Origin of the sequence: Cupriavidus nantongensis, assembly GCF_001598055.1 — a bacterium.
In the GTDB taxonomy this organism is placed as follows: Bacteria; Pseudomonadota; Gammaproteobacteria; order Burkholderiales; family Burkholderiaceae; genus Cupriavidus; species Cupriavidus nantongensis.
In genome coordinates, this window is the sequence record NZ_CP014844.1 from 2,571,608 (window position 1) to 2,592,194 (window position 20,587).

The following is a 20,587-nucleotide window of genomic DNA, read 5'->3' on the forward strand; positions in this document are numbered from 1 at the left end:
GCGCGCTGCACAAGTTGCATCCGCCCCAACAATGTAACCGGCTTGCAATGTCGCAGTAAGCTTGGTCTCACTAGACTTCAGTGCCTATCGAATACCAATAACGTGGCGAACTGGAGACGCTATGAAAAGAAGAAAGATGACCGCCGCTGGCATGCTGCTGGGGTTGCTGTCATTGGGGGCTTATGCGCAGACGAGTGTTACGCTATACGGCGTCGCCGATGTCGGCATCGAATATTTATCGAATGTGCCATCGTCGAGCGGCGGCACCAACCAGGTGCGCATGTCGGCCGGCAATATGTCGACCTCGCGTTGGGGCTTGCGGGGTACGGAAGATCTCGGCGGTGGCCTCAAAGCGGTGTTCGAACTGGAGAGCGGCTTCGCCCTTGATACCGCGCAGTCGAGTAGCGCCGGCCGGTTGTTTGACCGGGGCGCGCTGGTCGGGCTGTCCAGCCCATATGGTCAGTTGACCCTTGGTCGCCAGACCACGGTGCTATACGACACCGCCATTCAGTTTGATCCCATGGGTTTCGCGCCGCGATACTCGCTTTTCAAGAGCGACGATACCATTGCCGGTCGCGCGGACAATTCCGTCAAGTACAAGGGCACGTTTGGCGGCGTGACCGCCATGGCACTGTACAGCTTCGGCCGCACTGGCGGCGGCGAAGTCCCCGGCGAGCCGAAGGTGGACCGGGAGATGAGTGCGGGTCTGGTGTATTCGACTGGACCGCTTTCCCTGGGCGCCCTGTACGACGAGTACCAGGGGTCAACCGTTGCATCGCAGGGGCAAAAGGACCGGCGCGCGTTAGTGGGGATCAGCTATGGGATCGGACCAGCAAAGCTGTATGCCGGTTATCGTTGGCTCAACGGAAATATCTCGAGCGCGGTAAGCGCAATGCGCTCCAACTTGTATTGGGCAGGCCTGCGTTATCAGCTGACCTCGGCGCTGTCGCTCACCGGCGCAGCGTACTATACCGATGTGCGGGGTTCCGGCGCCGATCCGCTGATGTTCGTGGCCTCGACCGATTACGCGTTTTCCAAACGCACCGACATGTACTTCAATGTCGGCTATGTCCGTAACAAAGGTGGCTCACAGTTGGGCTTGAACGGCTTTAACGCCAGCAGTGGCGCGCCGGTCAATGTCGTGCCGGGCGACAACCAGACCGGTGTCGTGCTGGGTCTACGCCATAAGTTTTAAGCAAAGCCGCCTGAATACCTGTTGATCCGGCACACAAATAGGGGACGTTCTCGAGAGGGTTAGTCAGATGATGCATGACAAAATCGACTCGAGGACGCTGTCGGTCGACGCGTTGAACGAGCGGCGACGGCGAGCGGTGAGAATGCGGCTTCAAGGCGTGAGCGTGAACGAGGCGGCGGCGCAGTGCGAGCTGACGCGCGCGACGGTGAGTGCGGCATTCAAGGCGTATGAAGCGGGCGGCTGGAAGGCGGTGGACACTACGCGGCCGGGACGACCCCGCGGCATTGGACGCACGCTGACGGCCGAGCAGGAGCGTGAAGTGCTGCGCCTGATTCGCGACCGTACGCCCGATCAGATGAAGCTGGGGTACCCGCTGTGGCAGCGCCAGGCGGTGGCCAAACTGATCCGCGATCGCTACGGCATCGAACTCGCTGCACGCACCCTAGGTCTTTACCACGAGCGCTGGGGCTTCACGCCGCAGAGGCCGATCCAGAAGGCCTACGAGCCGCCAGCGGCAGTGAAGCAGTGGCTCGATGAGGAATATCCGGTCATTGTGGCGAGCGCCAAGGCAGAAGCCGCCGAGATCCACTGGGGCGATGATACCGGCTTGCGCAGCAATGACGTACGCGGGCCCGGCCATGCTCCGCACGGCCAGACTCCGGTGGTACGGGTGAACAACGAGCGCCATGGACTGTCGGTCATCTCCAGCGTTACCAACCAGGGAACGATGCGCTGGTTGGTATTCGACGGCGCGCTCAATTCCGACATCCTGATCAATTTCGTGAAACGGCTGGTCAAGGGCGCCAAGCGCAAGGTCTACCTGATCCTGGACAATCTGCGCGTGCATCACAGCAAGCGGGTAAAGGCGTGGTTGGCCGAGCACAAGCGCGAAATCGAAGTCTTCTACCGGCCAAGCTACAGACCCGAACTCAACCCCGGACGAGAGGGCCTTCGCCGACCTCAAGCCGGCCGTCACAACGCTGACGCCGGCGCGCACCAAGCTGCAACTGGTCAAGGCGACGTCCATGTACCTGTGAAGGTGTCAACGACAGCCCGAGCGGACCAAAAACGAGTTTCGAGCCCAAACCGCTTCGTGATGCCGCATGAGATTGTAGATACAATGCCGGATCAATAGGTTGAACGGTCCTTTTACCGAAGGACCACTAGCCACGGCGCCGCAACGCCGTGGCTATTTTTATGCGGCGACGCGCTGGAGGCCAACCGTCTAGCTCCGGGCGGCGTTTCGCTGGCGGGGAAACGTCAAAATGAAGCGCGTAGTGCCTTCCGACGATTCCGCCGAAATCTGGCCCCCGTGCGCAAACATGATGGCTTGCGTGATGGAGAGACCCAGTCCCACGCTTTCGGACTCCGCACGGGTCCTTGATTTGTCGGCACGGAAAAAGCGGTCGAATAGCGATGGCAGCAACTCGGGACTGATTTCCTCGCCCTCATTCTCGACTACGATCGACGTGCTGCCGCCCTGCTCGCGCGTCTCGACCCGGATCTCTTTGCCGGACGGCGTATAGCGTAGAGCGTTCGAGAGCAGATTGCTGAGCGCTCGGCGTAACATCAGACGGTCGCCGGTAATTTTCGCCTGCCCATCAAGCCGTAGATTGACGCCCTTGTCCTCTGCCAGCGCGTCGTAGAATTCGAACAGCGCCTGTACTTCATCAGCCACGTTGATCGCTTCCTCATTCGGCAGTGTGATGCCGTGCTCCATCTTGGCCAAGTACAGCATATCGGACACCATGCGCCCAAGCCGCTGCAATTCCTCGGCATTCGAGGCCAGGACCTCTCGATATTTGGCGGCATCTCGCGGCTGCGATAGCACGACATGCGTCTGCGTCATCAGGTTGGTGATGGGCGTGCGCAGCTCATGCGCCAAATCGGAGGAGAATTCCGAGAGCCGCCGAAAATCATCCTGCAGTCGCTCCAGCATCGCGTTTAACGTGATCGCCAGATCTGCCATCTCGACCGGCACGGCTTCGACCGGCATGCGCGCATCCAGTTTGTTCGCGGTGACGCCCTTGGCGCGTGAGGCCATCATGCGCAGGGGTGCGAGCCCGCGTCGCGCCGCCCACCAACCAAAGAGACCGCTGGCGAGCACCGCCAATGTGGTATAGAAGGCCAGCGAACGACGAAATGCATGCATGAAGTGCGCGTGGATTTCCGTGTCCATGCCGACCACGACGCGCAAAGGTGCAATGCGCGGGTCAGCCGCACCAACCTGCGCGCGCATGCCGCGATACTCCTGCTCGCCTTGCTGCCAGACGAAGGTATTGTCACGCGCCAATTCGCGCGGAATCGCCTCGAAAGCAATCGCAAAATCGAAGTCCTTGGTCGCATACAGCTTGTGGCCTTGTGCGGTCTGCACCTGCGCGACGAAGCCAGGATGGTGATCGACCATTTCCCGAAGCCGCTGGGGCAAGCGCTCGGCCGGCGTTTCCTGCGCGATCTTTTCGATCAGGCGAATATTGTCGCCGAGCACCACATAATCCTCGGTGGCGAAGTGGCGGTCCATCGCCAGCCAGATGAGAACGCCCAAGCCCAGCAGCACCACGGCAGAGCAGAGCGAAAACAGGATGGTCAGACGCATCGTCAGGGACAGGCGATGCGTCATGCCTGCTCCTCCGGCGCTTCCAGCACGTAGCCCATGCCGCGCACGGTCTGAATCAGCTTAATATCAAAGTCATCGTCGATCTTCGCCCGCAAGCGGCGAATGGCCACATCGATCACGTTGCTATCGCTGTCAAAGTTCATGTCCCAGACCTGGGAGGCAATCAACGAGCGTGGCAGCACCTCGCCGCGCCGGCGAGCGAGCAACTCCAGCAGCGCAAACTCCTTGCTGGTCAGCGTGATGCGGCGCCCGGCCCGCGACGCCCGGCGCCTGCCCAAATCCAGCACCAGATCGCCCACCTGAATGCGGTCCATCGCTAGCTGTACAGTACCGCGCCGCAATAGCGTACGTACGCGCGCCAGTAGTTCCGAGAACGCGAATGGCTTGACCAGATAGTCGTCAGCGCCCAACTCCAACCCCCTGACCCGATCGGCCACGCTGTCGCGGGCGGTCAGAAATAACACCGGAACCGGGTTGTCCGCGGCGCGGATCGTCTGCAAAATACGCCAGCCATCGAGATCGGGTAGCATGACGTCGAGGATAATCAGGTCGTACGCTTCGTTAAGCGCCAAGTGCTGTCCGTCCAGCCCGTTGGCGACCAAGTCGACCACGAATCCTGCCTCGGTCAGCCCCTGGCGCAGGTACTCGCCGGTCTTGGATTCATCTTCTACCACCAGCAGCTTCATCTTCGTGCCCTCCCCCTCGTCTTTCGGATTATGTGCCCGCCTGTTGGACCGGCTCTAATACGGGGTAGTCTACCGAGACGCTCTGTGGGTAACCCAGACCTTACCGGAATGTAATGTTTGGGTAAGTTGACGGTAGCCTCGCTGTCGTTACTCTCTTGCTGCCGCCTTCCGACGCGGCCATTCAAGCAAAAAGGACTATTTCATGCGACGTGATCGACCGTCTGGCCTTGTGCTGCCTAATCTGCCGCGCCGCCGTTTTGTACAGGGTCTGGCCGCCGGTGGCGTGATGGCGGGGCTGTCTGGCTTGGGCGGTGCGGCCTGGGCTCAGCCGTCAGGCCGACCGGCAGATGTCTTATCCGGCACAGCACCAGTGCTGCGCGGGACCGACTTCGACCTCGTGATCGGCGAGTCGGTGGTCAACTTCACCGGGACGCCACGCGTCGCGACCACCATCAATGGCATGTTGCCGGGGCCGACGCTGCGCTGGCGTCAAGGCGAAACGGTGACGATTCGGGTCACGAACCGGTTGCGCGAGCACACGTCGATTCATTGGCACGGGATCATTCTGCCGTTCGAGATGGACGGCGTGCCGGGGATCAGCTTTGCGGGCATTGCGCCGGGCGAGACCTTCACCTACCGCTTCAAGGTCGACCAGATTGGTAGCTATTGGTATCACTCGCATTCGGGCTTCCAGGAGATGACCGGCGTGTATGGCGGCATTGTCATCGATCCAGCCACCGGCGTGGATGGCGTGCGAGCCGATCGCGATTATACCGTGCTGCTCTCGGATTGGACCGACGAAGATCCGATGCGCGTGCTCTCGAAACTGAAGGTTCAGAGCGACTACTACAACTATAACCAGCCGACGGTTATCGATTTTTTCCGCGACGTCTCCAGTGAAGGGATGAAGAGCGCGCTCGCTAAGCGCAAGATGTGGAACGAGATGCGGATGAGCCCGACCGATCTGGCGGATCTCTCGGGCGCCACGCTGACTTACTTGATGAACGGCGTCACACCGGCCGGCAACTGGACCGGCGTGTTTAAGCCGGGCGAGAAGGTTCGTCTGCGGTTTATCAACGGCGCAGGCAACACGTTCTACGATGTGCGCATTCCCGGCCTCAAGCTTAAGGTCATCCAAGTCGATGGACAGAACATCGAACCGGTAACCGTCGATGAGTTCCGCTTCGGCCCGGGCGAGACCTGTGACGTGCTGGTCGAGCCGCGCGACGAGGCCTATACCATTTTCTCGCAGTCGATGGATCGCACCGGCTATGCCCGCGGCACCCTGGCGACTCGAGCCGGGCTGGCGGCACCGGTGCCCGCCGTGGATAAGCCGCAGTGGCTCACCATGGCCGACATGATGGGCAGTATGGGAGGCATGGGCGGCATGGATCACGGCGCCATGGGCGGAATGAGCCATGGCGGCATGGCCATGCAAGGCATGAACCACGGCTCGATGGGCATGCAAGGCATGAACCATGGCGCTATGGCCATGGATCACAGCCAGCATGCCATGGGTAGCATGTCGGGGGGCATGGCGACCGGTGCGTCGCTGAAGGTGCCCAGCACCAAGGCGCGCCACGCCAAGACCGAGTATGGCGCCACCACCGATATGCGCGTTGACATGGCGCGCACCAACTTGGACGACCCGGGCATCGGTTTGCGCGACACCGGGCGCCGCGTCCTGACACTGGCCGATCAGCACACCATTGGCGGTCCATTGGACAAACGCGGTCCCGGGCGCGAAGTGGAACTGCACTTGACCGGCAATATGGAGCGTTACTCGTGGTCCATCGACGGGGTGGAGTTCGGAAATTCGACGCCGGTGCACTTTAAGTACGGCGAGCGGCTGCGCGTCATTTTGCACAACGACACCATGATGACGCACCCAATGCACATGCATGGCATGTGGAGCGAACTCGAATCGCCGGATGGCGCCTTCCTCGCGCGTCGACACACGATCGCGGTGCAGCCGGCGCAACGCATCAGCTTTCTCGTCACCGCCGACGCCTTGGGCCGGTGGGCCTGGCATTGCCACCTGATGTTGCACATGGACGCCGGGATGTTCCGCGAAGTGGTGGTGGCCTGACCCTAACCGATATGCACATGGAAAAACCAACAAGAACAGTACTTGCCGCCGTGCTTGCTTCCGCTGGCATGAGCGCAGCTTGGGCCCAGCACGCCCACACCGAAGCGGTTCCAACGCAAACTTCGTCGCCCGCCGTTGCGGAAAAGGCGAAGTCCATTCCGAAAGCAAAGTCTTCGGGCAAGGTTGGCGGCACCGCTGCGACCGACGGCCAGATGCAAGGCATGGACTCGATGCAGGGCATGGACCACAGCCAGATGCAAGGCATGGACTCGATGCAGGGCATGGACCACGGCCAGATGCAGGGCATGGACTCGATGCAGGGCATGGACCACAGCCAGATGCAAGGCATGGACTCGATGCAGGGCATGGACCACAGCCAGATGCAAGGCATGGACTCGATGCAGGGCATGGACCACAGCCAGATGCAGGGCATGGACCACAGCCAGATGCAGGGCATGGGTTCGATGCAGGGCATGGACCACAGCCAGATGCAAGGCACGGGTTCGATGCAGGGCATGGATCATGGTGACATGCAGATGCAAGGGGGGAGCGCGCCCGCGGATGCGCGCGACCCGCACGGTTACTCAGGGGGCTATCAGCTCGGCGTGGGTCAATACGCCATTGGTCCGCACCGTTCGCTGCACATGGCAGACGAACACCTATTTGCCTCGGTACTCGTTGACCGGCTGGAATGGGTCAAGGGAAATGAGAGCAATGCCGCTGCCTATGAGGCGCAAGCGTGGATTGGCAGCAGCTTTAACCGCCTCGTGATCAAGGCCGAAGGCGAATCCGAGAGGCGCAAGATCCACGAGGCGCGGACCGAATTGCTGTGGGGTCATGCCATTGCCACCTATTGGGACACGCAACTGGGTATCCGCAACGATGCCGGCTATGGCCGGCCAACCCGAAACTGGCTGGCCTTCGGTATCCAGGGCCTGGCGCCATACTGGTTCGAGGTCGACGCTACTGGCTATATCGGCACCGAAGGTCGCACTGCACTGCGCCTGTCAGCCGAGTATGAATTGCTAATTACCCAGCGCCTGATCCTGCAACCCCGAATCGAGGCCAATCTTTATGGCAAGAACGATCCCGAGGTCGGCGTGGGCAGCGGGCTTTCCAGCGGTGCCGTGGGTCTGCGCCTGCGCTATGAGTTCAGCCGTCAGTTCGCTCCCTATATCGGCATTGAACGGTACCAAACCTTTGGCAATACCGCCGACATGGTTCGCACCGCCGGCGGCCGAAGTGGCGAAACCCGTTTTGTAGCGGGTGTTCGCATGTGGTTCTAACCACGTATTTCAATCCACACTCATATTTGGAGTTCACCATGCAAGCGCCCCGCTTCACCATTCGTGCCGCTCTGGCAGCCGCCGCTGTGCTGGCTAGTACTGCAGCCTTCGCCCATCCAAAGCTGGTATCGTCCATGCCCGCCGACAAGGCCGAGGTGGCGGCGCCGCAGAAGATCGAGCTGAAGTTTTCAGAGAACCTCGCGACCCAATTCTCCGGGGCCAGCCTCGTCATGACCAGCATGCCCGGCATGGCCAACCATGCGCCGATGAAAATTGCCGCCAAGGTTGCCGGCAGCGACGACCCCAAGACCATGGTGATCACCCCGGCCCAGACGCTGGCGCCTGGCAGCTACCGCGTCGATTGGCGTGCAGTGTCGTCCGACACGCACCCGATTAATGGCAACATCGCGTTCACCGTGAAGTGATCCGCCGATGGACTGGGCAACTGTTGCAGTGCGTTTCGCACTCTATTTCGGCCTGACTGCACTGTTTGGTCTGCCGCTGTTTGGCTTGTACGCACTGCGCCGTGAGGAAATGGCGTCGCCAACGGGTGCGCGCTTTTTGACGCTTGGCGCGGCGGTCGCGGCCCTGGGCATCGTCCTGTCGCTGGCCAATATCACCATCATGGCCAAGGGCATGACCGGTGCCGCATCCTACGCCGAACTGCAAGGCCATGTCTTCGAAATGATTGTGACAGGCACCGCGTTTGGCGCGGCCTGGGTCGTGCGACTCGTTGCCTTGGTCCTCTGCGTGCTGGTCGCGTTGTTTGTCCGCAAACGGCCAGAACTTCAATTCTGGGTTCTGGCTGCAGCGGGCGGCGTCGCGCTGTCCACGCTTGCCTGGGGCGGCCATGGCGCCATGGATGATGGCATTCGACGCTACATTCACCTTGCCTCGGATATCGCGCATCTAATGGCCGCCGGCGCATGGGTCGGCGCTCTGCTCGCGTTCGTGTTGTTGTCGCATCCCTCTGCCACACCTGCCAAGGTTGCCCTACTGAGCCGCACCTCGAACGGCTTCGCTCAGGTGGGTACGATCGTTGTCGCAACCTTGGTCATTACCGGCGCAGTGAACTATTGGTTGATTGTCGGTCCGGTCTTGCCAGAACTGTCGCTGAACTCATACGGTGGACTGCTGGCGTCCAAGCTGGCGCTGTTCGGTACCATGCTCGCCCTTGCCGCGGCTAACCGTTTTCATCTGAGCCCGCGCCTGGAGCATGCCGTACGGACGGGCGACCATGCCGTCGCCGTTCGTACCTTGCGGCGCAGCCTGATGTTCGAGACCAGTGCGGCAACGCTCATTCTGGCTCTTGTCGCCTCGCTCGGCATCCTATCCCCCGCGGGCATGTAGCCACGTTTTCACGAACCGCGCAGCAAGGCTGCGCTTGTCTTGCTCTCAAACAACCGCCAAGGAGATGCCATGAAGACGCTCAAGTCGTTGCTGCTGGTGTTGGGGCTGTCGCCGATGCTGGTGTGGGCTGCCGGCAGCATGGAGGGCCATGCGAGCCCAGCTAGCGCCAGTAAGTCCGCTGCCGGTCAGCCGGGCAAGCCGGCCAAGGTCTCACGCACGGTTAACGTGACCATGAGCGACACGATGCGCTTCGCGCCCGACTCGATTCAGGTCAAGCGCGGTGAAACCGTGCGTTTTGTCGTCCGGAATGTCGGCAAAGTGGAGCACGAAATGGTGATCGGTACCGCCGCTGAGTTGAAAGAGCACGCGCAGATGATGCGCAGCATGCCTGATGCTAAGCACTCTATCCCGAACCAGATTATGCTCGCACCTGGCAAACAAGGCACACTCGTGTGGCAGTTCGACGGTCCTGGGACCGTCGACTTCGCTTGTCTGGTGCCGGGCCATTTCGAAGCCGGCATGGTCGGCAAGGTGGCCGTCAAGTAAAAAGCGCGACGACGGGTGCGTCCGGCGGCGAACAAAACGGCGGCACCGATGCTGAGGGTTCGACAGCGTAGGTTGGGTCATGGTGCCGCCGTGGCGGACCCGTTTACTGCGCGTGATCCTCCCCACTTGGAAGCGTTGACTTGTGGGGCATGACGTGGACCACATTGTTACCTGTCCAGAATGTAACGTTTGGGCAACGTTATCGTTGGAATGCCCTGATTAGACTAGATCGTGCGGCAACTCGCGTTTGGGTGCCGGTTGCCAGTTGCCCACAGATCAGCGCAGCACCAAGCTGCGTGCGTCCTTGGCGCGGGTGGAAGTCGGTTTGTCGCAGGCGGGTCCGTTAGACCTTGCGCACATCGACAGGGATGTCTCATTATGACTACTACGCAGGCTTTACGGATCACACTGGCACTCTCTGCCTTCGGCATGGCGTCGGCGTGCGCGCCTTTGCCACCTGCTAGGGCCGATTTGTATGGTACCGCCGCTGCCGTCGAGACGGCGACTCGGTCGATCACGCTGCGGCCAGGTGCGCGATACGTTAATGTCACCTCTGGAGAAACCGTTGCTTTCCGGGGCGCCAACCGCACGGTGGCTTGGACCTTTATGACCACAAGTAGTGGACGATCGGCAGTTGCGCTGAACTTCCTTTTGCCGGATCTGCCGGAAGCCAAAGGCATCACGGCCATCATCGCGCCAAGCCCGCTCTATCGGGGCAGCTCATGACGTATTGGTTGCTTACTGGACGCTATGCCAGACGACCACTTCGACAGCCATCCCCCACGCCGCATCCGGACCAGTAGGCGGTGGAACGTCCGCCTTGGTCCGCTGACTTGGCGCTTGCAGACCCGAGGGGCACCGCCGGTCTAGCCATATCGCGACATACTGCGCAACGCGCAACGCATAGCCTTCAGTGCGCAAGTGCGTTTGCAGACCAGCCTAATGCAATTTATCGAGAGCATGCAAAAAGTCACTGCCCCGCGGCGTGATGTGCAGACGATCGCCGTAAGCCAATTTTTCCAGATGCACCAGCTGCCGCTCAATCAATGCCTCGATCGACGCGTGATCGAGGTCGGCGAGATTGGGGGCTGCGTCGTCGATCAGCATAAGGGTGGCCACTTCATGTGGTGTCAGCATCGTAGTCTCCAGGACCCCTAGAAGTGAATCGGCGGATGGTTCCGCTCTCGTGGCGACGCGTTTCAGCATTCATTCAATGACCGCCGTGCAGACACGTCAAGGTAAATCACCGGCGCTGGGTCTACCATATGGCAATGCTCGACTTTCCATAACGGCTATGAGACTCGTCTTTCACCGGCGAGGCCATCCAGACCAGCCCCTGCATGGCATGCGCTACTACTCGATCATTGGGGCGGCGCTGGTCGTGCTTGGGCTTTTGTATCTCTTCTGGACGACGTAAGGGGATTAGTGCGGCGCAGCGTTCGCCGATCTTCGCCCACGACGAGTCATCGGCGTAGCGGCACGCGTGTTCGAGCCGTTTCGACGGCGCGCGACCGCTGCTCGCATACAGCTGTGTGCCACGCGCGAGCGGGCAGGCAGGCAAGAGACAGAAATTACCAGGCCGATCCAAGCGCCTGAATACCAGCAAGCCGGCCGCTCAACGCGACATGTTCGTCAGCTGTGGCGTACACACCGCGACAGCTCGTGCAGGGTCACTGCAGCAGCCCAGGCTAGGCTCGAAACGGACGTAGGCGCCATCGCTGACCGAAGCGCCTGCTTGCGGTGTTTGCTTGGGTCGCTACTTCGGGCTCGCATACTGCGCGGTCGCTTCGCGCTGCGCTACTGCCATTTTCTCAGGCCAAGTGCTCTTGATGTACGCGAGCACGGCAATGATGTCGTCATCCGACATCGACTGGCCGAAGGCTGGCATGTCACTGACATAGCCTCTCGGCGCGGTCACGCCGGCAACGAGCCCGTTCTTGGTAATGGCAAACAGCACCGCGTCCGCATGGTGCCAGGTATGACCCGATGCATCATGCGGGGGCGCCGGCATCCGGCCATTTGCGAGCCGCTCGCGCCAGTTAGGCTGGCCTTCGAGCTTGACGCCATGGCACGACGCGCAGGCCTGTGCGTACAGCTGCCTGCCGCGACCGAGCTGCGCGGCATCCGTGGCATCGATGCGCAGTTGGCGCCCTTCCCTGAGCGTCTGCGGTCCACCGGAGGGTGGCTCCAGATAGCGTTTCGCCTTGAGCGCGACCCCGGTGGCCGCCGCGGCGGCCACCACCAACCCGCAGGCCACGATCCAGCGCGACTGAGTTGACTCTTCCATGTCCTTTGTCTGGCAGTTCTGAAGTTCTGGCAACGCTTACCCGCGCAGCCCCGCTGCAGTCCTAGTCTTTCGAGAATGGCTTGCCGCTAAAATCCACTGTCACAAGCTTTCCGTCCATCTGCCCCATGCCTGGCGAGTTTGCCGGCATGCCGGGCACTGCGACCCCTTTCAAGGTCGGCTTCGCAGCGAGCTTGCGCACCGCTGCTGCCGGCACGTGCCCCTCCACCACCTGCGCGCTGCCATCGATCACCGCGGTATGGCAGGAGCCGAACTGGGTCGGGACGCCGAGCCTGGCTTTGACCGCCGTCATGTCGGACGAATCAATGACCTTGGTCTGAATGCCGGCCTGGTTCACGTGTTTGACCCATTCTGCACAGCAGCCACAACTGGGATCCTTGTACACCGTTAGCGTCGGCGAGGCCGCTTGCGCGCCGGTGGCGGCCGCGAGCAAAGCGGCAGTGGCCAAGAAATACTTCATGGATTCTCCGAAAAACATCATGTCAATAGACAAGTCAGCACCGGTCGAGTGCCTCATCGCCAGCTTAAATCTCTGCCTGCCGCAGGCGTAGCGCATTGGAGATCACCGAGGCCGAGCTCAGGCTCATTGCCAACGCGGCAATCATAGGCGAAAGCAGCAAACCGGTGAACGGGTACAGCACCCCTGCCGCTAACGGTACCCCGAGCGCGTTATAGATAAACGCGAAGCCAAGGTTTTGTTTCATGTTGCGAATGGTTGCCTCGGATAGCTCGCGTGCGCGCGCAATGCCACGCAGGTCGCCTTTGACCAACGTCACCTGCGCACTGTTCATCGCCACATCGGTGCCGGTGCCCATGGCGATGCCCACATCCGACTTGGCCAGCGCCGGGGCATCATTGATGCCGTCACCGGCCATGGCGACCACCGCTCCGCTTTGCTGCAGTTGGCTCACCAGTTGAAGCTTGTCCGCGGGCTTCACTTCGCCGTGGAACTCCGCAATGTCCAGCCTTGCGGCCACCGCCTTTGCCGTGGCCACGCCGTCGCCGGTGGCCATGACCACGCGGATGCCTTCGGCCTTCAGGGCCGCCAGCGCCTCGGGCGTTGAGCCTTTGACGGGATCCGACACCGCAAGCAGGCCGGCCAGACGGCCATCGACGCCGAGATACATAACGCTCGCGCCTTGTGCGCGCAGCGTATCGGCTTGGGCGCGCAGCGCCTCGGTGTCGATGCCGTCGGCTTGCATCAGCGCCGTATTACCAATGGCGAGTGTCTTCCCACCGACCGTACCGCGCACACCGATGCCCGTGCTCGACTCAAAGTCCTGTGACTTCTCCAGCGCCAAGCCACGAATGCGGGCCGCCTTAACCAGCGCCGCGGCCAGCGGATGTTCGCTGCCCTGGTCCAGGCTCGCCGCCAGCCGCAGGACTTCGTCGTCGGCATAGCCATTGGCGCCAATTGCACGCTCGAAAGCCGGCCGCCCCTCGGTCAGGGTACCGGTCTTGTCGACGATCAGGGTGTCGACCTTGCGCAGGTTCTCGATCGCGGCGGCGTCGCGGAACAGCACGCCGTTGGTGGCGCCCTTGCCGCTGGCAACCATGATCGACATCGGCGTGGCCAGCCCCAATGCACAGGGACAGGCGATGATCAAGACCGCAACTGCATTGATCAGACCGAACACCCAGCTGGGCTGTGGACCGAACAGGCCCCAGGCAAAGAACGTCACCACGGCGACGCCGATGACGCCGAGCACGAACACGCCCGCGACCTTGTCGGCCATGCGTTGCATCGGCGCCTTTGAGCGTTGCGCCTGCGCCACCATCTGTACGATCTGGGAGAGCACTGTTTGTGCGCCAACCTTCTCCGATCGGATGATCAGGCTGCCTGAGGTATTCATGGTGGCGCCAATAACGGGGTCGCCCTCGCGCTTGGTGACCGGCATCGGTTCACCGGTGATCATGGATTCGTCCACCGAACTGCTGCCTTCGGTCACGATGCCGTCGACGGGCACCTTCTCCCCGGGCCTTACGCGCAACAAGTCGCCGACATGCACATGAGTGAGGGGCACATCCTCCTCGGCGCCATCGCGTCCGATGCGGCGCGCCGTCTTGGGCGCGAGCCCGAGCAACGATTTTATCGCTGCGGAGGTTTGGGATCGCGCCTTAAGTTCAAGCAGCTGGCCGAGCAGCGTCAACGAGATGATGACGGCGGCGGCCTCAAAGTACACGCCGATGCGGCCGTGGGCGGCAAAGGTCTGCGGGAACGCATCCGGTGCCACGGTTGCGACCACGCTATAGGCATAGGCCGCACCCGTGCCGAGACCGATCAGCGTCCACATATTGGGGCTGCGATGCAGAAACGACTGGATGCACCGCACGAAAAAGGGCCAACCCGCCCACAGCACCACCGGCGTCGACAGGACCAGTTCGACCCAGCTCTGCGTCGCCGCCTCCATCCACCCAAATCGATGCCCGAGCATGGCCAACACCGTGGTCACCACCGTCAATGGCAGCGTCCACCAAAAACGGTGCCGAAAATCCACCAGCTCCGGATTCTCGGTCTCGTCCAGGTCCGGCAACAGCGGCTCCAGCGCCATGCCGCATTTCGGACAGTTGCCGGGATGATCCTGCCGGATCTCGGGGTGCATCGGACAGGTGTAGATCGTGCCGGGAGGCCCCGATTCCGCATCCGGGGCGGCTGAAGGGGCCGCGGTAGGAGCTGCCGCAGCCGCGGCGTGCTTGGCCGGGTCCGCCTCGAACTTGCGCTGACACGATGCACTGCAAAAGTAATAGGGAATGCCAGCGTGTTCGCTGTGGAATGCCGAGCCGGCCGACACCACCATGCCACAAACTGGATCCTTGGCGGTGCCGACGCCCGACACTGGGCTGTCGTGCGGCGCACCGTGGCGATGGGAATGGTGCTGGTCAGCATGCGCGCCAGGACCGGGGCCTGTTGCCTTGTCAGGGTGGCCCGCTTTCGGTGGGTGGCGCTGGCTGCTGGGTTCATTCATGGAAGGCCTCCTGTTAGTCGTGGCGCTGTCCGTCCACTGAGTCGCCGCCCTCTTTCGACGGCGCGCTGCGCCCGTGGCCGCCATGGAATAGATGCATCAACGGGCACAATAACACTAGTGCAAACGGCAACCAGGAGGCAACCGCGCTCCAACGGGGCATCCCGAGCGCGATGGCGGCGAAGATTGCCAGGGCGGCGAGGACGATCCCCCAACGCAGCGACCAGCGAAACCGACGGACTTGGCCGGCGATGGCGCCGTGATGCGTCGATTGGGAATGACATGCTTTCATGACAGACTCCTTACTTGACCATGACGGGAAGCTGACCGGCAGTCAATCGCCGCGCCCAGCTTTCTTGTGATAACGGTAGAGCTTCCGATAATGGGAAGGTCAAGCCGGTTCGCGTCAACATTGCGCCAAGTCAAAAGGCCTCACGGTGATACACTGCCCGGCAAAAATGCACACCATGACCGACACCATCCGTATCCTCATTGAGCGCTGGAAGACCGATCCCGCCGGCGCCTATCAAACCTGGTTTCTTTGGCCGGAGCGGCTGAAGAATTTCCGCTCGATTCGGCGTGGCATCGGCGCGGTGGTCGACGAGATCCACGCCGGTACATTCGGCAACGCGTATCGGGGCTCATCGCTCGAGACCGTGGTGTCGTCAATCGCAGAGCAACGGCAGATTTTCAAAGGCGCGGATCACGCCTTTCTGTGGAAGCCAAAACTGCGCATTCCAGATATCTATGAGCATGCCGACAATCAGCGTGCCTTTGCCAGACTGCTCCATACCTGCAACTGCTGTGACACCGAATCCGAAGTCCTTGATGCGATTCGTCAGCTGAGCAGCCTCGGCATCAAGGGTCTCGGGCCGGCGGCGGCCAACCTGCTGTATTTCATTCATCCCACGCTGGTGATGCCGTTCAACACCGCAATTGTCAACGGCTATAACGCCCTGACCGGATCGGCGGTCAAGCTTGGCAAATGGGATCACTATCTGGCGATGCGCGAGGGGGTACTCACCCTGAATCAGCGTTATCGGGATTTGCTCTCCAATGACCTTGGCGCGATCGCGGGCCTACTGTTTGACATCGGCATGCAGCGCTATCCGCTGCCACCGCGGCAAGCGCAGGCCGACGATGTGGCCGTCTGGCAGCAGGAACTGGCCAAGGTGCGCGAGCAGGCTGCCGCGCTTGCCAGGCAGATTCAGCTGGGGCAGGCCGAAGACGCCACCCATACCGAAGTGCAGGGATGGCTGCGCGATCTCGGCAAGTCGCTCGGCTTTGCCGTTTGGATTGCCACCAACGACCGAAGTCGGCTGTACAACGGCGAGCCCTTGAGCCAGGGCTGTCTCTCAACGTTGCCGCCGGCGCTGCTGGTGGCGGGAGGCGATACCGTTCCATGGATTGACACTGTCTGGCTAAATGCCACCACCCTCGAGGTCGAAGCCGCCTTTGAAGTCGAACATACCACCTCGATCTATTCCGGTATCGTGCGCTTGCTCGATCTGGCCCTCGGCTCCGACCCGTCCGCCCGCAAGCATCTTTTCCTGGTCGCGCCGGATGATCGCGAAGGCGACGTGCGCGCGCAATTGAGCCGCCCGGCCTTTAGCCGCGTCTCGGCACTCAATATCCGCTATGTCCCCTATTCCAGCCTGCGCGAGCATCGCGAAAGCATTGCGCGCTTTGGCAGTGGCTTAAAGCCGATCGAGGCCATCGCGAGACAGTTGTGAGTCCGGTCCTGGCGGTGGTCGGCGACGGCGCGGGCAAGCTTTCGGGCCCTGGTGCGGCGCGGCGCTGCCTAGCCGGACGTTGGCCCGCAGCCCCCGCGCGAGTAGCAAGCTGACCGCCCACGCCACCCAGAGGGTTGCGAGCGTGTGCGACAAGAAGTGCGCGCCCTGCGCCATGCGCGCCGCGCCAAGCGTGCCGCCCAGCAGCAGTCCGCCAGCCAGCCCAACCCACGCCCAGCGACGGCCGGCAGGACGCAATGCGATCCCCCAGACGACCCAGAGAAAGCCGGTAGCGGCGTGGCCGGCAGGAAAGCATTGTCCCGGCTTGACGTCTGCTGGCAGCGGATCCAGCAACCGCATATAGGGCAAGCTGCCGCCGAATTGAGCCATGTCCCAGGGACAGTGGCGTCCCGTCATGAGCTTCAGGAGCGTGACGCTCAACGGGATCACCACCATGCCCGCAGCGGCAAGCAACGCATTGCGACGCGGCAGCCAAGGCAGACGCCCCCGCCAGCCCCGCCAGCAGACACCCATGGCCGCGGCTACGGCGACGTAAGTGAGCCACTTCGCGCCCTTGTGGAGCACCGCTTCAAATAGCCAGTGCTGGCGCAACGGGAAGACCGTCCGACCGACATCGTAGAAACGGCCCTCGAGCCAGAGGTCGAGTTCGGTGCGCTGGAACACGTAGGCCAGCACCAACGCGGCCGATGCCAGCATCCACCATTGCTGGCGCAGCCAACGCTGACTGGCGGGCGTCTGAACCAACGGCATTTCTCTCATGGGGGCATTATCCGTTGCGGCAGCGTGCCGACAAATCCATGGTGGCATCCTGGGTCTGGGTACGGATATCCAGCAGGCCCAGGACTGTGGAGAATAGGTGGTCATGTGTGGCCGGTTCGTGCGCCCGCGCGCGCAGGCAGGAGACATCGAGCCGCATGCGCTGGGCGAATGAGTCTGAGAACCACATCACCATCGGTACCTCGGTCTGCTCCCGCGGAGCAATCGCGTAAGGCATGCCATGCAAGAACAGTCCGCGCTCTCCCAACGACTCGCCATGGTCTGATACATAGATCATGGCCGTGTCATAGCGCGCCTCGAGTTGTTCGAGCCAGTCGATGGTGCGTGCGAGCACATGATCGGTGTACAGCAATGCATTGTCGTACGCGTTGCGAATTTGCTCTGGGGTACAGCGCGAGAGATCATCGGTGTCGCAAGTCGGACCGAACTGCGCGAATTGGGCCGGATACCGCCGGTAGTACGCGGGACCATGATTGCCAAGTTGGTGCAGGACCACGACCAAGCTGCCAGGTAGCTGGTGCCGCAAAGCTTCCGCCCCGGCTAACAACACTTCATCCAGGCAGCGGTCGCGATCGCATAATGCCGACATAGCCTGAGGATCCGGCTGCCACGTGGGCAGGCCTGCGCAGACGCCTTTGCATCCTGATTGATTGTCTGCCCACCCCACCTTCATTCCCGCTCGTCCGATGACGTGTAGCAAAGACTCGCTGGCCTTGATGGCATCTTCGTCGTAATTGCGCCGTCCCTGGGGCGAGAACATACAGGGCAACGAGACCTCGGTATTGGTGCCGCAACTGGTGACTTGAGCGAAATTGATCACAGCGCGCTGCGCCAGCTTCGGCGTCGTGTCATGGGGCGACCTGCCACTGAGCCCCCAGTCCGCCGCTCGTGCGGTTTCTCCCACGACCACGACGAAGAGCAGGGGCTTGTTGTGCTCGCTCCAGCTAGCGCCGAGCCGGGCGTCGGTGCCAACCGGCTGGCGCGGCCGGTTCGCGGTACTGGCATCGCGTGCCAGCGCCCCGGTGAAGGCGTACACCACATTGACCGGCGCGAGCAGATAGCGGATCTCTTTATGATTGCGCATCTGGGCTGCGAAGTCCTTAAACACCAAGGACAGCGTCCCCACGCCGGCAACAATCGCCACCAAAATCGCGACCAGGCGCAGGCCGACGCTTCGTGTCAGTGCGCGCTGGCGCAGCGTCACCCAGGGCAACAACAACAATGGTGGTAGTGCCAAGAGCGCGATGCTGCCCATCATACGCAGCGTTAGCAACTCGCGAGCTTCCGCCACGTCGGTGCGCAGCACATTGCGGGCCATGCTGGGGTCAAGGTAGATGCCGTATTGACCCATGAAATAGCTGGCACCGGCGGCCACTACGACCAAAATTGTCAGCAACGGTTTGGCCGTCCAGCGGTTTATGAACGGCGCCAGCAGCACAAAATGCGCCGTGACCAGCGCGGTGCCCACTGCCACGCCGTAGCCCAGATCACGGAGCCCGCTCAACGTCCGTTCGGCAAATAGCGCCCGCCAGAACGGACCGTTCAGGACGAGAACAAAGTATAGGCAGAAGCCGAGTAGCAAGGTCTCGACGCCGACCTCCAGACGCCAGGCGCGACCCACCCAATTTGCGCGCGCCCCGCTCGGTGGTGTGCCGGGCGAAGCCGGGTCACGGCGCGACCGGTTTAGATTCGGTTCCATCATTGGCGCATGGCGCGAAAGGCGGGACATTACCAGCCGCAGGCGTTGCAGTACGCAACGCTGTGTTGAGCCAGTGGTGGACAAAAAGAATCGCGCCGAAGGCGCGATGATCACTCGCTGGGCTGGGTGCGGTCCGACCGCTGCAGCCTATGCCGTCTGCCTGGATCAGGCCTGGTCCGACCCGAGCCGGCGCATCGGCAAGGCTGAATCTCGGCGCGTGCGCAAGCACGATAACGGGTATCGGGACAGTTTCCCCGATACCCGCCCCGCGTCAACGCACCGGCCCACCGAGCGGCCCATCGCCCCGACGAGTCGGCGCGTTGCCGAGATTTAGGCGCCGTCGCTGAACGTGTCGCGAGGGCCTACGGCGTGGCTACCGTCGGTGAACGGGTCCCGCGTGCCCATGGCGTGACTGCCATCGGTGAACGGATCGCGCGTGCCCATGGCATGCGCTCCATCGGTAAAGGTATCGCGCGGCGAATTGACGCCAGCGTTCGCGATGCCCGCGACGCCACCAAGGGTTGCCACGGTCAATGCCACCAAGGCAGTCTTCTTCAATGTACGCATTCTATTTCTCCTTGTTTCGATAGTGGCTCAGTGAGCCTGCATTTGCAGTGTAGAAAGATGTACCCCACCAGGGCCTGACGACAAAATTACAAATGTGTCATGTTGTCACTCCTGGCAAACCGGCCATTCTTAGCCACCGGTAAAGAGCTTGCTGCGCTCGATATAGACGCGCACGCCTTGGGCGTTGGGCATTGCCGGGAACAGGACGCCAAGATCCACGGATTTTCCTTGAACAAATTCGGCGAACGTCCAGGTGGCCTCCTGCGCGCCGCTGCGGAAGGTAACGGTGTCGCCGGAGGCCACATTGACAGACTTCAGGCCGGGAGCGAGCGTCACCGCGCGTGCGGCCGTGTTCGCCGGCGCCAGGCTACCGAAGAGCGTCGCCTGCGGCCCCAATGGGGTAGCAGCCTGCGCCGTAGCCATTGCGCTGGGCACTGTGAGCGATGCCGATGAGCTGGTTTGGTCGGCGGCTTGCCGCCGCACGTGCTCCGCCCAGTTGTCGCCCGCATTGGTTCTGGTCTGGTCCGCACTCCACGCCGGTGAACTGGATAGGACGGAAACGGCCGCCAGCGCCAATGCGGTCAAAGCGGTCTTCTTGGTGTTCATGATGCGCTCCATAACGTTTCGAGGCGTAACCTCTTAAGTGTCATGGTAGGCAACCGGCACTCACGCGGACGTTACTCGCGAATTACATCCCCGTAAGCTTTCCCGCATCCATCTGCGCCGCAGAAATGGGTACGTCGGCGAGGCTAACGA

19 protein-coding genes and 1 pseudogene are annotated in these 20,587 nt (G+C 61.9%); 9 read left to right on the forward strand and 11 right to left on the reverse strand.

Annotated features, from left to right (window positions below; genetic code table 11):
• Window positions 1-121 precede the first annotated feature (121 nt).
• Together A2G96_RS11870 and A2G96_RS11875 are read left to right on the forward strand one after the other, a co-directional pair.
• Window positions 122-1,195 (forward strand): porin, encoded by a 1,074-nt coding sequence (locus A2G96_RS11870; protein ID WP_062799395.1) that lies wholly within the window; start codon window positions 122-124, stop codon window positions 1,193-1,195.
• Between the two features lie 70 nt (window positions 1,196-1,265).
• Window positions 1,266-2,302: pseudogene (locus A2G96_RS11875) on the forward strand (IS630 family transposase).
• A gap of 118 nt (window positions 2,303-2,420) precedes the next feature.
• Here the strand turns inward: A2G96_RS11875 and A2G96_RS11880 are convergent.
• Window positions 2,421-3,815, reverse strand: a complete 1,395-nt coding sequence (locus tag A2G96_RS11880; RefSeq protein ID WP_053821778.1) for a heavy metal sensor histidine kinase — start codon at window positions 3,813-3,815, stop codon at window positions 2,421-2,423.
• The gene (locus tag A2G96_RS11885) at window positions 3,812-4,498 is read right to left on the reverse strand and encodes a heavy metal response regulator transcription factor (protein WP_053821777.1); all 687 of its coding nucleotides are present in this window, start codon (window positions 4,496-4,498) and stop codon (window positions 3,812-3,814) included. Before A2G96_RS11885 ends, A2G96_RS11880 begins: the two co-directional genes overlap by 4 nt.
• Window positions 4,499-4,700: 202 nt before the next feature.
• Here A2G96_RS11885 and A2G96_RS11890 point away from each other — a divergent pair, with 202 nt between their 5' ends.
• The 6 genes from A2G96_RS11890 to A2G96_RS34110 all read left to right on the forward strand — a co-directional run bounded on the left by A2G96_RS11890 (window position 4,701) and on the right by A2G96_RS34110 (window position 10,495).
• Window positions 4,701-6,587, forward strand: a complete 1,887-nt coding sequence (locus A2G96_RS11890) for a copper resistance system multicopper oxidase (protein ID WP_062799397.1) — start codon at window positions 4,701-4,703, stop codon at window positions 6,585-6,587.
• Between the two features lie 17 nt (window positions 6,588-6,604).
• On the forward strand, window positions 6,605-7,873 hold the full coding sequence (locus A2G96_RS11895; RefSeq protein WP_231909553.1) for a copper resistance protein B: 1,269 nt from the start codon (window positions 6,605-6,607) through the stop codon (window positions 7,871-7,873).
• A gap of 38 nt (window positions 7,874-7,911) precedes the next feature.
• On the forward strand, window positions 7,912-8,298 hold the full coding sequence (copC, locus tag A2G96_RS11900) for a copper homeostasis periplasmic binding protein CopC (RefSeq protein ID WP_053823086.1): 387 nt from the start codon (window positions 7,912-7,914) through the stop codon (window positions 8,296-8,298).
• 7 nt (window positions 8,299-8,305) lie between these two features.
• Window positions 8,306-9,223, forward strand: a complete 918-nt coding sequence (gene copD / locus A2G96_RS11905) for a copper homeostasis membrane protein CopD (RefSeq protein WP_062799400.1) — start codon at window positions 8,306-8,308, stop codon at window positions 9,221-9,223.
• Between the two features lie 69 nt (window positions 9,224-9,292).
• Complete coding sequence (locus A2G96_RS11910) at window positions 9,293-9,769, forward strand: cupredoxin domain-containing protein (protein ID WP_053821774.1); 477 nt, start codon at window positions 9,293-9,295, stop codon at window positions 9,767-9,769.
• Window positions 9,770-10,198: 429 nt separating this feature from the next.
• Window positions 10,199-10,495 (forward strand): CzcE family metal-binding protein, encoded by a 297-nt coding sequence (locus tag A2G96_RS34110; protein WP_257733711.1) that lies wholly within the window; start codon window positions 10,199-10,201, stop codon window positions 10,493-10,495.
• A gap of 213 nt (window positions 10,496-10,708) precedes the next feature.
• Here A2G96_RS34110 and A2G96_RS11915 read toward each other — a convergent pair whose 3' ends face one another.
• From A2G96_RS11915 to A2G96_RS11935, 5 genes are all read right to left on the reverse strand, one after another.
• Entirely contained in the window at window positions 10,709-10,906 is a 198-nt protein-coding gene (locus A2G96_RS11915; RefSeq protein ID WP_062799402.1) for a hypothetical protein, read from the reverse strand.
• 619 nt (window positions 10,907-11,525) lie between these two features.
• Window positions 11,526-12,056 carry a c-type cytochrome gene (locus tag A2G96_RS11920; RefSeq protein WP_062799403.1) on the reverse strand — a complete coding sequence of 177 codons (531 nt, stop codon included), beginning with the start codon at window positions 12,054-12,056 and terminating at the stop codon, window positions 11,526-11,528.
• A gap of 61 nt (window positions 12,057-12,117) precedes the next feature.
• Window positions 12,118-12,534 (reverse strand): DUF411 domain-containing protein, encoded by a 417-nt coding sequence (locus A2G96_RS11925; RefSeq protein ID WP_053823085.1) that lies wholly within the window; start codon window positions 12,532-12,534, stop codon window positions 12,118-12,120.
• A 64-nt stretch (window positions 12,535-12,598) separates the two neighbouring features.
• On the reverse strand, window positions 12,599-15,040 hold the full coding sequence (locus A2G96_RS11930) for a heavy metal translocating P-type ATPase (protein ID WP_082818928.1): 2,442 nt from the start codon (window positions 15,038-15,040) through the stop codon (window positions 12,599-12,601).
• A 13-nt stretch (window positions 15,041-15,053) separates the two neighbouring features.
• Window positions 15,054-15,329: a DUF2933 domain-containing protein gene (locus A2G96_RS11935; RefSeq protein ID WP_062799407.1), complete on the reverse strand. Its 276-nt coding sequence runs from the start codon at window positions 15,327-15,329 to the stop codon at window positions 15,054-15,056.
• A 175-nt stretch (window positions 15,330-15,504) separates the two neighbouring features.
• On the opposite strand from A2G96_RS11935, the gene A2G96_RS11940 reads away from it, so the two are divergent.
• On the forward strand, window positions 15,505-16,770 hold the full coding sequence (locus A2G96_RS11940; RefSeq protein WP_062802153.1) for a hypothetical protein: 1,266 nt from the start codon (window positions 15,505-15,507) through the stop codon (window positions 16,768-16,770).
• On the opposite strand, the gene A2G96_RS11945 is transcribed toward A2G96_RS11940, so the two are convergent.
• The 4 genes from A2G96_RS11945 to A2G96_RS11960 form a co-directional block, all read right to left on the reverse strand.
• On the reverse strand, window positions 16,735-17,547 hold the full coding sequence (locus A2G96_RS11945) for a phosphatase PAP2 family protein (protein ID WP_082818929.1): 813 nt from the start codon (window positions 17,545-17,547) through the stop codon (window positions 16,735-16,737). The genes A2G96_RS11940 and A2G96_RS11945 overlap by 36 nt on opposite strands.
• A 7-nt stretch (window positions 17,548-17,554) precedes the next feature.
• Window positions 17,555-19,378 carry a phosphoethanolamine transferase gene (locus A2G96_RS11950; protein ID WP_231909554.1) on the reverse strand — a complete coding sequence of 608 codons (1,824 nt, stop codon included), beginning with the start codon at window positions 19,376-19,378 and terminating at the stop codon, window positions 17,555-17,557.
• 216 nt (window positions 19,379-19,594) lie between these two features.
• Window positions 19,595-19,831, reverse strand: a complete 237-nt coding sequence (locus tag A2G96_RS11955) for a hypothetical protein (protein ID WP_062799411.1) — start codon at window positions 19,829-19,831, stop codon at window positions 19,595-19,597.
• A 129-nt stretch (window positions 19,832-19,960) separates the two neighbouring features.
• Window positions 19,961-20,437 carry a CzcE family metal-binding protein gene (locus A2G96_RS11960; protein WP_082819047.1) on the reverse strand — a complete coding sequence of 159 codons (477 nt, stop codon included), beginning with the start codon at window positions 20,435-20,437 and terminating at the stop codon, window positions 19,961-19,963.
• Between the last annotated feature and the right edge of the window lie 150 nt (window positions 20,438-20,587).

Excerpts from the sequence above, each read along its gene's own strand:
- A2G96_RS11870 (WP_062799395.1), top strand. The coding sequence starts at position 122 with ATGAAAAGAAGAAAGATGACCGCCGCTGGCATGCTGCTGGGGTTGCTG.
- A2G96_RS11880 (WP_053821778.1), bottom strand. The coding sequence starts at position 3,815 with ATGACGCATCGCCTGTCCCTGACGATGCGTCTGACCATCCTGTTTTCG.
- A2G96_RS11885 (WP_053821777.1), bottom strand. The coding sequence starts at position 4,498 with ATGAAGCTGCTGGTGGTAGAAGATGAATCCAAGACCGGCGAGTACCTG.
- A2G96_RS11890 (WP_062799397.1), top strand. The coding sequence starts at position 4,701 with ATGCGACGTGATCGACCGTCTGGCCTTGTGCTGCCTAATCTGCCGCGC.
- A2G96_RS11895 (WP_231909553.1), top strand. The coding sequence starts at position 6,605 with ATGGAAAAACCAACAAGAACAGTACTTGCCGCCGTGCTTGCTTCCGCT.
- copC (WP_053823086.1), top strand. The coding sequence starts at position 7,912 with ATGCAAGCGCCCCGCTTCACCATTCGTGCCGCTCTGGCAGCCGCCGCT.
- copD (WP_062799400.1), top strand. The coding sequence starts at position 8,306 with ATGGACTGGGCAACTGTTGCAGTGCGTTTCGCACTCTATTTCGGCCTG.
- A2G96_RS11910 (WP_053821774.1), top strand. The coding sequence starts at position 9,293 with ATGAAGACGCTCAAGTCGTTGCTGCTGGTGTTGGGGCTGTCGCCGATG.
- A2G96_RS34110 (WP_257733711.1), top strand. The coding sequence starts at position 10,199 with ATGGCGTCGGCGTGCGCGCCTTTGCCACCTGCTAGGGCCGATTTGTAT.
- A2G96_RS11915 (WP_062799402.1), bottom strand. The coding sequence starts at position 10,906 with ATGCTGACACCACATGAAGTGGCCACCCTTATGCTGATCGACGACGCA.
- A2G96_RS11920 (WP_062799403.1), bottom strand. The coding sequence starts at position 12,056 with ATGGAAGAGTCAACTCAGTCGCGCTGGATCGTGGCCTGCGGGTTGGTG.
- A2G96_RS11925 (WP_053823085.1), bottom strand. The coding sequence starts at position 12,534 with ATGAAGTATTTCTTGGCCACTGCCGCTTTGCTCGCGGCCGCCACCGGC.
- A2G96_RS11930 (WP_082818928.1), bottom strand. The coding sequence starts at position 15,040 with ATGAATGAACCCAGCAGCCAGCGCCACCCACCGAAAGCGGGCCACCCT.
- A2G96_RS11935 (WP_062799407.1), bottom strand. The coding sequence starts at position 15,329 with ATGAAAGCATGTCATTCCCAATCGACGCATCACGGCGCCATCGCCGGC.
- A2G96_RS11940 (WP_062802153.1), top strand. The coding sequence starts at position 15,505 with ATGACCGACACCATCCGTATCCTCATTGAGCGCTGGAAGACCGATCCC.
- A2G96_RS11945 (WP_082818929.1), bottom strand. The coding sequence starts at position 17,547 with ATGAGAGAAATGCCGTTGGTTCAGACGCCCGCCAGTCAGCGTTGGCTG.
- A2G96_RS11955 (WP_062799411.1), bottom strand. The coding sequence starts at position 19,831 with ATGCGTACATTGAAGAAGACTGCCTTGGTGGCATTGACCGTGGCAACC.
- A2G96_RS11960 (WP_082819047.1), bottom strand. The coding sequence starts at position 20,437 with ATGAACACCAAGAAGACCGCTTTGACCGCATTGGCGCTGGCGGCCGTT.